At 32.8% G+C, this 13,350-nt stretch carries 12 protein-coding genes and 1 pseudogene; 8 read left to right on the forward strand and 5 right to left on the reverse strand.

Annotation, left to right across the window (positions count from 1 at the left end):
• Positions 1-58: 58 nt before the first annotated feature.
• The gene (locus EQM13_RS17515; protein WP_128753378.1) at positions 59-1,471 is read right to left on the reverse strand and encodes a PTS mannitol transporter subunit IICB; all 1,413 of its coding nucleotides are present in this window, start codon (positions 1,469-1,471) and stop codon (positions 59-61) included.
• 393 nt (positions 1,472-1,864) lie between these two features.
• On the opposite strand from EQM13_RS17515, the gene EQM13_RS17520 reads away from it, so the two are divergent.
• From EQM13_RS17520 to EQM13_RS17550, 7 genes are all read left to right on the forward strand, one after another.
• Complete coding sequence (locus tag EQM13_RS17520) at positions 1,865-3,154, forward strand: IS110 family RNA-guided transposase (protein ID WP_128751741.1); 1,290 nt, start codon at positions 1,865-1,867, stop codon at positions 3,152-3,154.
• Between the two features lie 397 nt (positions 3,155-3,551).
• Positions 3,552-5,513, forward strand: a complete 1,962-nt coding sequence (locus EQM13_RS17525) for a BglG family transcription antiterminator (RefSeq protein WP_161567306.1) — start codon at positions 3,552-3,554, stop codon at positions 5,511-5,513.
• A gap of 9 nt (positions 5,514-5,522) precedes the next feature.
• Positions 5,523-5,957: a PTS sugar transporter subunit IIA gene (locus EQM13_RS17530; RefSeq protein WP_128753380.1), complete on the forward strand. Its 435-nt coding sequence runs from the start codon at positions 5,523-5,525 to the stop codon at positions 5,955-5,957.
• Between the two features lie 53 nt (positions 5,958-6,010).
• Positions 6,011-6,310, forward strand: coding sequence for a PTS sugar transporter subunit IIB (locus EQM13_RS17535; RefSeq protein WP_128753381.1), 300 nt, complete (start codon positions 6,011-6,013; stop codon positions 6,308-6,310).
• A 3-nt stretch (positions 6,311-6,313) separates the two neighbouring features.
• On the forward strand, positions 6,314-7,588 hold the full coding sequence (locus EQM13_RS17540) for a PTS ascorbate transporter subunit IIC (RefSeq protein WP_128753382.1): 1,275 nt from the start codon (positions 6,314-6,316) through the stop codon (positions 7,586-7,588).
• A 26-nt stretch (positions 7,589-7,614) separates the two neighbouring features.
• Complete coding sequence (locus EQM13_RS17545; RefSeq protein ID WP_128753383.1) at positions 7,615-7,845, forward strand: phosphoheptose isomerase family protein; 231 nt, start codon at positions 7,615-7,617, stop codon at positions 7,843-7,845.
• A gap of 229 nt (positions 7,846-8,074) precedes the next feature.
• Entirely contained in the window at positions 8,075-8,536 is a 462-nt protein-coding gene (locus tag EQM13_RS17550; protein WP_128753384.1) for a YaiI/YqxD family protein, read from the forward strand.
• A gap of 7 nt (positions 8,537-8,543) precedes the next feature.
• On the opposite strand, the gene recQ is transcribed toward EQM13_RS17550, so the two are convergent.
• Positions 8,544-10,703 (reverse strand): DNA helicase RecQ, encoded by a 2,160-nt coding sequence (recQ, locus tag EQM13_RS17555; protein ID WP_128753385.1) that lies wholly within the window; start codon positions 10,701-10,703, stop codon positions 8,544-8,546.
• Between the two features lie 360 nt (positions 10,704-11,063).
• A complete protein-coding gene (locus tag EQM13_RS17560; RefSeq protein WP_206172756.1) occupies positions 11,064-11,975 on the reverse strand; it encodes an alpha/beta hydrolase in 912 nt (303 codons plus the stop codon).
• A gap of 11 nt (positions 11,976-11,986) precedes the next feature.
• On the opposite strand from EQM13_RS17560, the pseudogene EQM13_RS17565 reads away from it, so the two are divergent.
• Positions 11,987-12,195 (forward strand): annotated as a pseudogene (locus EQM13_RS17565) (transposase); the annotation flags it as partial.
• A gap of 36 nt (positions 12,196-12,231) precedes the next feature.
• Here the strand turns inward: EQM13_RS17565 and EQM13_RS17570 are convergent.
• Both EQM13_RS17570 and EQM13_RS17575 read right to left on the reverse strand, forming a co-directional pair.
• Positions 12,232-12,663, reverse strand: coding sequence for an NUDIX hydrolase (locus tag EQM13_RS17570; protein ID WP_161567307.1), 432 nt, complete (start codon positions 12,661-12,663; stop codon positions 12,232-12,234).
• 79 nt (positions 12,664-12,742) lie between these two features.
• Complete coding sequence (locus tag EQM13_RS17575; RefSeq protein WP_128753387.1) at positions 12,743-13,006, reverse strand: hypothetical protein; 264 nt, start codon at positions 13,004-13,006, stop codon at positions 12,743-12,745.
• Positions 13,007-13,350: the final 344 nt, after the last annotated feature.

Genomic DNA, 13,350 nt, shown 5'->3' on the forward strand with positions numbered 1-13,350 from the left:
ACATATATAACTATCTACTATAAATTCTGATGTAAAACCTGCATATAATCTTTTATAATTACTTTTTTAGACTGTTAATATATTTATCATATATTGTACTGTCAAGGAAATTATCTACGGCTATTATCTGAGCATTCGGTACAACCTGAGATGCTCTTTCAGATAAGCTTTCCTGTGTAAATATTACATCTGCATTCCTCGGTATCTGGTTCACTGCAGAGTGCTTAACATCAATCTGGAATCCTGATTCTTTTATCTTCTTTTTTAATATTGATTCTCCCATTGCTGATGAACCCATTCCTGCTTCACAGGCAAAAACTATAAGTTTAGGTATATTAACTTTTACTTTTTGTCCTTTACTCTCGGCTTTCATAACTTTTACCATATTTTGGGCATCATTTAGAAATTCATCATTGATACCGGATTTATCCTTTTTTATTATAACTGAAGCAATCATAAATGATACTGCAGCTCCTACTGCAATTCCAATCAATACAGGAATCAAACCACCTTTTGGAGCCATAGCCATTTCTGCAAATATACTTCCAGGTGAAGGTGTAGCTACAAGACCTGCATTAAAAAGTACAAACATAAAATCCGCAGCCATTCCTCCCCCTATTGCTGCCAGTATAATTAAAGGTTTCATGAGTATATATGGAAAATATATTTCGTGAATCCCACCAAGAAACTGAATTATAATAGCACCAGGCGCCGACTGTTTTGCCGAGCCTTTACCATAAAGCCAGTAAGCTGTCAGGATTCCAAGTCCGGGACCTGGATTTGTTTCAAGAAGAAAGAATATCGATTTCCCTATTTCTTTAACTTGTTGTATCCCCAGAGGTGAAAGTATCCCATGGTTAATAGCATTATTTAAAAATAATACTTTACCCGGCTCAATAACTATTGAAATTAAGGGAAGCAAACCCGCATTTGTTACCATTTTTGCAAATGATCCTAATGCATTGGAAAACCCTTGGACAATAGGTTCAATTATCGTATATGCAAGTAATGCAAGGATTGCTCCAAGTATCCCTGATGAAAAATTATTGATGAGCATTTCAAACCCTGTAGGAATTTTATTCTCTATCAGCTCATCAAATTTCTTGATAAGCCATCCTCCAAGAGGACCCATTATCATAGCACCAAGAAACATCGGAATAGAAGAACCAACAATAATACCGATAGTTGCCACTGCCCCTACTACTCCTCCTCTTACTCCATAAATCTGTTTACCTCCTGTATAACCGATTAAAATAGGAAGCAGGTAATTTAGCATAGGATCTACTAATTTGCTTAAATATTCATTTGGAATCCAACCGGTTGAAATAAAGAATGCAGTTATAAGACCCCATGCAATAAATGCCCCTATATTGGGAATAACCATACCTGCCAGAAAGCCACCAAACTTTTGCAGCTTAGCTTTGCCTTTGGAATTTTTGCTTAATGCTGAATTGGTTTTTACAGTTTCCATTAATATTCCTCCTTGTACAATATAGTTATAATCAAATTACAGTTTTCCACTGTAATAATTATCAATTTCTTAAATAATAATATAGTCTTCTTTTCTAATCATTAAATACATTTCTTTGGCTTCTCACCCTAGCCATAAAGCCAGTTTAATTTGGCCTGAACCATGAACAATATTGTATAATTAATTTATGGATTTGGAGGTTGATGCAATTCCTCCTAGGACGCCTTTATGCGACTACCTGTAAAAAAGAGTATCTATCCATTCTCATAAGATTACATTATTTGGCTGGTTGAGGCCAGTTAACACTGGTTCCTCGTGTCACATGCAAGGTTGTGTACTTATTTGAGAAGGAATGGATTTCTAAATCCAAATACTTTATTTAGGAGGTTTCTTATGGATTATCCACCTGTAGCTGGAATTGATGTTGGTAAAAATTTTAGTGAGATGTGTATTTTGTCCCCTAATAATGAGATTTATCATCGTATTAAGATCTATCATGATTCAATTGACAGTATTAAAGAGGCTATAGGTCTATTGCAAAAAGCAGAAAAGGATTTTGCAATTAGGCCTGTCGTAGTCTTAGAATCCACTGGGCACTATCACAAAATCCTCTTCCACTATCTTTCTGATTCTGGATTTGAGGTCTCTATCATAAACCCCATCCAATCTGATTCTATCAAAAATATTGGAATAAGGAAAGTAAAAAATGATAAATTTGATGCCCATAAGATTGCATTGCTTTATAGGTTTTCTTTTATTAAGACTACTGTTGTTCCTGATGATGTTATTGACTGCCTTAAAAGCCTTTGTCGCCAATATTACAAGTTAGGTGATGAACTTACTACTTACAAGAATAGGCTTATTGGCATTATTGATCAAGTAATGCTAAACTTTACAGATGTCTTCCAAAATGTATATTCAAACACTGCCTTAGCAGTACTTGATAGGTATCCTTCACCTAAGCAAATTCTAAAGGCTAACAAACAAACATTAATATCACTTATTGAAAAAACTTCTAAAAAAGGTTTAGCGTGGTCCACTGAAAAATATGAACTTTTGGTTTTAAAAGCTAAGGAATTTAAAGATTTAAGCATCAATAACCCTGGAAATCTAGCCATTCTCAAAGTTAATATTTCCATGGTAAGAACCTTACAAGATGCCCAAAAAGACATACTTGACGCAATTAATGAAATTATTTTAGCAGATTCTTTAGAAGATAATCCTGTATTGGCACCTATTATTAATCTGCTATGCAGTATTCCTGGTATCGGGATACTAACTGCTGCCACGATACTTGCTGAGGTTGGTGATTTTTCTGCATTTTCTAGCCCCAATAAACTTGTAGCTTTCTTTGGAATTGACCCCTCTGTTAATCAATCGGGTGAATTCACCGGAACCCGTAACAAAATGTCTAAAAGGGGCTCTAGATTGCTTCGTAGGGTCATCTTTACAACTGCTTTAGCCAATATTCGAAGTAAGAGAAATGGTGACAAAACTAATCCAGTGCTCTATGAGTTCTACCAAAAAAAGTGTACAAACAAGCCCAAAAAGGTTGCATTAGGTGCTGTAATGAGAAAATTAGTAAATATTATATTCGCCGTCATGAGAGACAAAAAGCCTTTTGAGCTAAGAACCCCAGAAGAGCATGAGGAACTACTTCTTACTAGGTCTTCAGTAGCCTAATGATCTGTATTTAATGTTTAGTTTTCAAAGAACAATTTTAAATAACAGCTTCGTTTTTTAAACCAATAATCATTGGTTTATTAGGTGTGCATTTTTTTATTATTAATTTTTCAAAAAATATTTAATATTATTTTGCTAAAATCTATTGACTTTAATTAGCTGGTCTTTTTTTTCTCTCATTTTAATTATAAGTTTTATAATACATCGTTACAATTTAAAGGACTTTAATATTGTCACAAATTTTACTGACAATTTTAAAGATTCAGTTTTATTATGAAATATATAAATATTATTTTAGTTTTAATTTACGATAGTATAATAGTTGCTACAATGGCTGTAAACTATTAGTATTGACCGGATATTATAAACCTTATAATATAGAATTGGAGGTTGGATGATGATATTAACAAAAAGGCAAGGGGATATTTTAATTTATCTGTGTTCTCAAAGAGATTATATAACAATTAACCAATTAGCATTAAAATTTAATGTTAGTCCCAGGACAATACAAAATGATTTGGGCTTTATTGATTCATTTTTGTCAGGTTCAAAAGTAATTGTTGACAGAAAGTCAAGCAAGGGAATAAAGATAAATGCTGGCGAATCGGAAATCTCTTATTTGCGCAAAAAACTCAAATCATTAAATTATAGGACGTTAAATAGCGATGAACGTTCATCGATTATTGAATTATTGTTGTTGTGTAATCCCGTAAATACCTTTGACCAACTATCCCATGCTTGCCGTGTAAGTAGACAAACTATAATAACTTCATTTCAAAAAATTGAGGATAAATTTAAAAAAGAAGAAATTGAAATTCAAAAAACAAAAGGTATGGGAATAAAACTTTCCGGAAACGAACTTAAAATCCGAAAATGTTTTGAGAACAGGCTATCGGAATTGGTTTCGAACGAGATAATAATGAACATTGTAATAGAGAATACAAGATTAATGGAATTTGACAAAACAGCAAATGAAATAATTAATTCAGTTGAAAACAAACTTAATATCAAATTCGCTGAATTTATTAAAATAAAATTGCTGCTTAATTATTCATTATTAAGAATCAGCAATGGAAATGTCTTATTTAGTGAAAAAGAAAACACTGATATGAAAAAAATAAAGATTTATAAAGAATATAATTACATAATCAGTGCTTTAAGCAACTATCCGTATTCAACAAGCGATAAATTTTATTTCTGCAGTTTATTTATGAATGCAAAAAGAACGGTTCAATATTCCAACAATTCAAAAATGCATGAAAATAATATTGACGAGGCAAGTATAATTTCGGAATACCTGTTTAATGAATTACAAGCAATCCAGCCGCTGGACATAAATAGTAAAGAACGCTTTATCCGTGGATTAACGCTTCATTTGAGAGTTGCCATATATCGTATAAGAAACAAAATAGACATCCGGAATGAATTATTAGATCAGATAAAAATCAGTATCCCTATTATATATGAATTTACTAAAAAAGAATTATTAAAATGTGAAAAAAAGTTCAATTTGGAATTCGACGAAAATGAAATCGCATTTATCGCAATGTATATTGCATCAGCCTATGAAAACAGTTTTAAGATAGAATCAAAACTGACAGTACTTTTAGTATGTTCATTTGGTATATCTACCTCTTCTATTTTAAATACAAGGATTTTGCAAGCCATTCCGGAATGCAAAATCGTCGGGCCCATATCGGAGAAGGATGTTGAAGATTATCTGCAAAAAAATGAAGTCAATTTAATTATTTCTACAAATGACTACCAAATAGATGACATCCCAATAATTAAGGTTAATCCGTTATTGTACCCTGAAGATGTTGAATACATTAAAAACCGTCTATTCCAGTTATCATATTCAATGATGTCCACTCATTTTATTAGGTCATATGCAAATTTTGAAAAGGGAAAAAAGAAGCCAACTTATATTAAGGACTACATAGCAAGGGAAAATATCCAAATTGTGGACACTTGTAAAACCTGGGCTGATGCAATCAGATTAGCATCAAAACCATTGCTGGATAAAGGCAAGATCGAGCAAAGATATGTTAATCGAATGATACAAGCAGTTGAACAATTTGGAACTTATATGGTTCTGGTGCCTGAAACAGCATTTATCCATGCCGGAACAAAGGATGGGATAAATGAAAACTGTGCTGCAATGTTGGTACTAAAAAACCCGATTTTATTCGGAAATAAAAATATCAAAATAGTAAGAAATCTTGTTGTACTTGGAATTAAGAACAAAAATGAGGATTCTTTATTAAAGTTAATATATATTTTTGAAAATAAGTTTAATTTATTGAATTTGAAATCCAAGAAAATATCAATAGACATAATATTCAATATGCATGATTAGAGGGATAATATGAAAGAAGTAATTAGTATTAACAATATTAAAGTCAACGTAAATGTAAAAGATTGGAGAGAAGCAATAGAAGCAGCTGGGAATATACTGCTGCAAAATGGAAATATAAAAAAGAAATACATTGACGATATGGTTAAAGCTGTCGTCAGTATGGGTCCGTATATGGTTATAACACCAGGATTTGCATTGGCTCATGCTAAACCGTCATCAGATGTATTGGAAAACAGTGTATCGCTGATAACTTTAAAAAATCCGGTTAAATTCGGTTCTATAAATGATCCTGTAAATGTAGTTTTATGTATAGCATGTGTTGACAATATTTCGCATATTAATGTTTTGAAGGCAGTAGCTGAAAAATTAATGATAGAAGAAATGATTGCTAAGATTGCTTTATGCCAAAGTGTTGAGGAAGTTTATTCGTTAATAAATGGATAAGGTTTTAAATGCATTATGTATTTTATATAATCAATCAGAAAGGAAGTTTTATAATGGAAGTAATAAAGATTCAAACAGTATGCGGATTTGGCTGCGGATCTTCATTGATGTTAAAAATGAAGATTGAAAGCATATTAAAAAAGCATAATTTAAAAGCCGAAGTGTTCTGCGGAGATGTCGGTACCTGTTGTGCAAATAATTGTGATGTTATATTTATTTCAAAAGAACTATCTGAAAGAATCATTGAGAGAGCAAAGGTACCGGTCATCAGTGTTGATAACTTTATGAATCAGTCTGAAGTTGAAGAAAAGACCTTAAAATTTTTTAAAAACTTAAAAAATAAGGAGGGTTAATTTATGAAAGTGCTTAATTTTATAATTAATGAAGTGTTCGGCCAAGGTGCTATCTTTCTTGCTATTATCGCGCTTATCGGTTTAATATTACAAAAGAAATCTTTTACTGAAGTCGTCCGCGGAACATTAATGACTGCAATCGGATTTTTTGTTTTATCTACAGGTACCGGTATTGTTACCGGCAACTCGATTGATGGATTAGCAACAGCATTCAATACAATGATGCCTCAGGCAAAAGTATCGACTACCGTAGATATCGGAGCAAAATTTGGTACTCAAATTGGTATTGTAATGGTAATTGCATTCCTACTTAATATCTTATTTGCACGTTACAGTAAATGGAAATCTGTATTTTTAACAGGGCACATGTTATATTGGTTCCCCTTTGTATTCATTGCTGCAGGTGTTGATGCAGGCTTAAGTGGCATTAAGTTGATCGTACTGGCCACAATATTTACAGCCACATATATGATCATTTCTCCAAACTTAATTCGCCCATTTGTTAAAGAAGTTACCAATGACGATTCATTTACAATTGGTCATCCGACAACAATATTATCGGTAATATCCGGACTTCTCGGCAAAGCGTTTGGAGATAAGACAAAATCCACTGAAGATTTGAAGTTTCCTAAATCTTTCGGCTTCTTAAGAGAAGTATCAATTACCGGCTCCATTACTATTTGCATTACTTATATTGTTATGGCAATTATTTTAACTGCTAATGGTTTTAATCCAGCTGAAATTTGGGGTTACACTGAAGAAAAGACCGGCATATTCACATATATTTTCACACATTCAATTTATTTTGGTGTTGGTATAACTATATTGCTGCAAGGTGTTCGTATGCTTATTGCTGAAATCGTTCCGGCATTTAAAGGTATAGCTGACAAACTCGTTCCAGGCGCTATCCCCGCCCTTGACTGTCCGGTTATATTTGGTTATGCTCCAAATGCTTTAATACTTGGATTCATAGTGGCTATGATTACTTCAACTATTACGATTATATTAACAGCGGGCATGTTTCCGACAGTTGTTATTCCTTTAACATTTACTTGTTTCTTTGAAATAGGGTGTGCTTCCATCATCGGTAATGCGACTGGAGGAATTAGAGGCAGTATTATCGGTGCAGCAGTTTCGGGTGTTATAATGGTATTCTTGGTCGGATTTGGTGCTTATTTCTTCAATAATACTATTCAGTCATGGATGCTGGTATATGGCGGTCAAGATTTTTCACTGTGGGGAATAATTGAAGGCTTTGTTGCCAGACTGATAAATTAATTTGATGAATAAAGCAGTATTATTTATTGCCGCAAATATATGCTTTGGGAGGATTGGAACAAAAAGCAGGTCCGACTTCCACTGTTATTGGTGCCACAATTCTGAACTCAATTATAGTATCTACAGCTCAAAACTTAATCAAAAAAGGCATGAAAAAACCTCCAATATTTTATAGTGCAAACGTCGATGGAGGAGATGAACTGAATGAAGAATTGTATAATGAATATAAAGATTCAATTCATTACAGGTTCAAGTGACCATTTCTAAATATACGAAAATGCTGTGATATGTAAAAACGGAAAGTATATATCAAGGAAGAACTTAACTTTCCTATGGGTTATAAAGAAGGGTTGAAATTTAATTATTTTAAATCTCAACCCTTTTTAATTGCTGTTTTACCTCTCTTCTAATCTCTATGGGAGAATACTTTTTCCCTTACTCATATAATTTGAATATCTGTGTTATAATACTAGGGGGTGATAAATTATGAAAATATTTATTGACAGCGACGGATGTCCCGTTGTTCATCTAGCAATTGAAATGGGTAAATCTTATAACTTAGATGTAATTGTAGTTAAAAACTATTGCCATGAAATATATGACGAGTATGCTTCTATAGTTACTGTAGATAAATCTCCCGATAGTGCGGACTTTTATATTGCCAATAGAGCTGAAAAGGGAGATATTATTATTACTCAGGATTATGGCCTTGCCGCCTTAGCCCTTGCTAAAAATGCCTTTTGTATAAATCAAAACGGCCTTATTATAGATTCAAAGAATATTGAGCAATTATTAGAGCAAAGATATATAAATAAAGAACTCCGAAAAAATCACAGGTACTATACTAAATTTAAAAAAAGAACTTCTCAATGGGATATTCAATTTAAAAAAAGTTTAAAAAGATTAATAGAAGCAAACTTTCCTTCCCAAATTAATTGTAACAATTAGTAAAATATTATTGTATTTTCAGCTGATTCTTCGCCATTATGATTTTAATATCTTCATAGGTAATATCTTTCGGTAAAGACTCTTTAATCGGTTTTAATCTTTTTAATCCCAATTTTCCGATAGCCTCTAATATTCTTTTTTCCTTATGGAAATCATCAATAAATCTTGACCAATCTACTTTTAATCCATCTTTTTCACATTTTTTAAGATGCTCGATTATAGTATTAACCGTAAAATTTCTCCTTTTTGCAATTTCTTCTAAAGAAAGGCCTTGTAGATAACAATCATATGTAATCTTATATCTGTCGTGTTTTTCATCTCCCGTAGATATCGTAACCTTTAATGATTTTAAGTCAATCTCATTTTCCTCGCAATAACTTTTAATTAATAATATAAAATCTTCCCCGTAACTTTCATATTTTTTAATTCCGACTCCGCTTATTGCCAAAAGTTCTTCTTTATTTTTGGGAAAATAGGAAGCCATCTCTTGCAAAGTGGAATCGTGAAATATCATAAAGGGAGGTAGATTTTTCTTTTGAGATATTTTGTATCTTAATTCCTTTAATTTTATAAATAAATTCTCATCAAATTTTTCTATACCTGTTTTTTTCACGGATTTTTCTATTTCTATCTTTTTCTCTATTAAATACCTTTTATGATAAACTTTAACCTCACCTGTTAAGATTTCCTTTGATCTTGCTGTCAATTTCAATATAGGAAATTTATCTGCGGTAACTTCTATGTATCCTTTAGACGTTAATGTCATAGCAATTTCTCTAACTGCCCCTTCATTATAATCTGCCATTATTCCATAGGTAGATACTTTATCAAGACCAAACTCCAATATTCTCTTACTTTTTGAACCTCTTAATACTTGTATTATAGTACTTAACCCAAACCTTTCATGGGTTCTATATACACACGATAAAATCTTTTGAGCTTCTATGGTTACATCAATCATCTCGGACTTGTCCAAACAATTGCCACAATTGTTACACTTTTTCTTTCCCGGAGTTTCTCCGAAATAAGATAATATAAAATTTCTCAAACAATCATCAGTATTGCAATAATCTATAAGATATTGAAGATTTTCATACATCACAGTTTCTCTCTCCGAAGAAAAATTGCTATTTTGAATAATAAATTTTTGTTTAACAATATCCCCGGGAGAATAAAGAAGTATACAATCACTTTTTTGTCCATCTCTTCCTGCTCTGCCGGCTTCCTGATAATATGCTTCCATATTTTTAGGCATATTATAATGAATTACAAACCTCACATCCGGTTTATCTATTCCCATTCCAAAAGCATTTGTCGCAATTATTATCCGAGATCTGTTAAATATAAAACTATCCTGATTTTCCTGCCTATCTTCCGAATTCATTCCCCCATGATACTGTACAACAGAAAATCCTTTTTCTGTAAGTTTTTTAAACAAGGACTCTACGGTTTTTCTGGTAGCACAATATATTATTCCCGAGTCTTCTTCATAGTTGTTCTCTAAATAATTTAAAACATAGGAAAACTTATCATTAACTTTAATTACCTGATAAAACAAATTAGGTCTGTCAAATCCCGTTATGGATTCTATAGGATTCCTTAATCCTATTAATTCTTTTATCTCTTTGACTATTTCTTTTGTAGCCGTAGCCGTAAAAGCTCCAACAGGAGGTCGGTATTTCAATGATTTTATGAATTGAGGAATTTGAAGATAACTTGGTCTGAAATCATGTCCCCACTGACTTATACAATGAGCTTCATCTACTGCAATGAAAGAAATATCTATGCTTTCAACTAAGTTAATAAAAATTTTTGTATTCAAACGCTCCGGAGCAATATATAATATTTTATATTTTCCTGCCTTTACATCGTATAATCTCTCAATAAATTCTTTATGATCAAGAGAACTATTAATAAATGTAGCCTTTATTCCCATCTCATTTAGGGAATCCACCTGATCTTTCATTAAGGATATTAAAGGAGAAATCACTATAGTAACTCCCTGAAGAATAACTGCCGGCAACTGATAGCATAGAGATTTTCCCCCTCCTGTCGGCATTATCCCCAGAACATCTTTTCCTTTAAGTATTCCTCCAATTAGCCTTTCTTGCCCTTTTTTGAATTTATCATATCCAAAATAAGTTTTCAGCACATCATAAATATCCATTTTTCTTCTCCCTTACCTAATTATCCAATTAATATTATACAATATTTTATAATTAATTGTAAAATAATCAGATAAAGAATGATGAAAGCAACAAAAAACTTTGTAAAAATTAGACGATATGTTGACAGAAACAGGCAACAGGCATTTTTTGATTTCGTTTGATGTAATATATTATATTAAACATATACTTAGGTCAGTTTACAAGGTGGGCAATCCCATCCTGTGCTTGTCCGCCGATAAATCCATTTTGGGGATGTTCGTTTTTCTCAAAATGGGCGGGACCGTCAGCACCATTCATTTTAACCGTTGACTAGTTCGGCCGTCTTTACTATCTACCGATATGCTACCATTTGCCTATTCTTATTGTACTTTTAATAGGGTAGCAATTTCCTCATTAGCTTGTTTCCCTTCTGGATAAAATGTCAACATCGGATAACAATGACACATTCCTTTTCCGAAATGCATTTGATACTTGACCCCATATTTTTCACATGCTTTTGCATATGGCTTTGCTGCAGCAGATAGGACTTCGTCACTGCCATAATAAAAATGAATCATTGGAAGATTTGTAAAATTCCCAAGTGTCCCTGATAGCATATACTCAGGTATATTCTCGTTTCCATGCTTCATAATTTCACGATTCGTTTCAAACAGGGCAGAATCTACCACGATATCGACTTTATTGAGTTCTTGTATATCTGCCTTTTCTTCTTCCGTTACAGGGATAGAAGCAGGCGAAGAAGCGATAATCAGTTCTGGCATAGGAAAAGGCTCCGGCTGAACATTGTTATGTAGGCATAGTCCGATTGCCAAGGCTCCACCCGCTGAAAAACCAAGAATTGCGATATTATCTGCACCATATTCAGCTACCATATGCCGATAGGTTTCATATAGCATATCATAGGTCTCTGTGACGCAATAATCAGTGCAGAGCGGATAATATGGGAACCAGACATCACGGCCACTACGTACCCCAAAACTAATTGCTGTTTTAATAGCACCCTGATCCGGGCCGATAATCATACCACTGCCAAATAAGAACAACAACGCTTTCTTTGTTTTCTTTTCCTGTATCTCAATTTTCAAGCAGTGATAATGCTCCAATATCACCTCATCTCCATAACGATATTTTTTGTCCTTTGGTATATGGAAATCTCGCCCTTTATTAACCTTTTCTGCTTTTGCCAGAAGTTCATCTTTTGGCAAAGCAAACATTTTTTTGAAACCCATCATTTTTCCTATACTTTTTGCTATTTTATAGCGAATACTCATTATGACTCCTCCCCGTACAAATGCGGCGGATAATCTATACCACAAACATAATCGAAGGTTACCACCGTCAGCTACGTAAAGTAACCAAAACTAAGATGCCTATCCAACTGACGATGCTTTAAGAAAAATCATCTATCTGGCCACTGTTGATATCTCAAAGAAGTGGACCATGCCAGTGCGAAATTGGGCCATCTGCCTTTCGCAGTTTATAAGTAGCTAGTTCTTACGAATGTACACTCTCTTGAAAGTCTTGATTTTATTGGCTTTTTGAACATGAAATTTGCTCTATAAGTTTTTCTAATGCAACTAAATTATGTTCCCATTTTAAAGTATCTTTTGCCTCTTTATATGTACACCATTTATAGTACTCATGCTCATCAGATAATTTTATATCTTGAACGCTGGCAATCTCAGCAGCAAAACATATATCTCTCATATCCATTAATTTACCATTTTTTGTTTCTCTATAAGTAAACGTATAATTTAAATCCATTATTTTTTTTATATTGTCTATTCCAGTTTCCTCAAATATTTCTCTAGCTACTGCTTCTACTGGTTTTTCATTATGTTCAACACCGCCACAAACTGGTTGCCAATAGCCACTCCTTTCCGGTATTCTTTTTAGAATTAAAGTTTTAAAAGGATTCTTTACAAAAACAAAAGCTTGTACATTTGTTCTATCTATCATTATTTTCCCTCGTAAATAGACTTTGTTTTTATGAAACATTCTAAAAAATATAGCACAATATTATTGCATGAATGAAATATTATCGCCAACAGTCACAATTTTTCGCATATCCGCAAATAGACTTACAAAAAACAGAGTTTTCATCCACAAAGGATATACCATATGCTGGTACTAAACCATAGGTCAGCAGTTTTACTACAAACGGTTTTTCAGGTGACAATTCATCAACCGAGGACAATATATATACCCAACATAGCTTTATAAATAGTAAATTATCACCTATAGCGGTAAAATATTCCCAGAGAGTAGAAATCCCCGAACGGTAATTCTTCAGATAAAGCACTACTTTCTGCCTTACAAATTTCTATTTGCTGTTATACTCATTTTATCATATAAATAAATACTTGTCATTTTCGTTTCTTCCTACACTTTTTTTTATTATACCACCGGCAGGGGAATCACAGCCATGACACCGAACTTCGAACCAACTTGCCCTGAAGTTGAAGGATAGCGTGCTAATGCAGGAATACGCCGCAGAAATGGGGCGGGACTGTACTTTAATAAAAACTAAACTATTTTTAGATATAATTTATTTTAAAAAAATATTAGTTAAAAATAAAATTGACTGTTATTTGACAAATTAATGTTCTATTAATACTATCTTTTACATGGTTTTTTTATAATTGC

Source organism: Acidilutibacter cellobiosedens (genome assembly GCF_004103715.1).
GTDB lineage: Bacteria > Bacillota > Clostridia > Tissierellales > Acidilutibacteraceae > Acidilutibacter > Acidilutibacter cellobiosedens.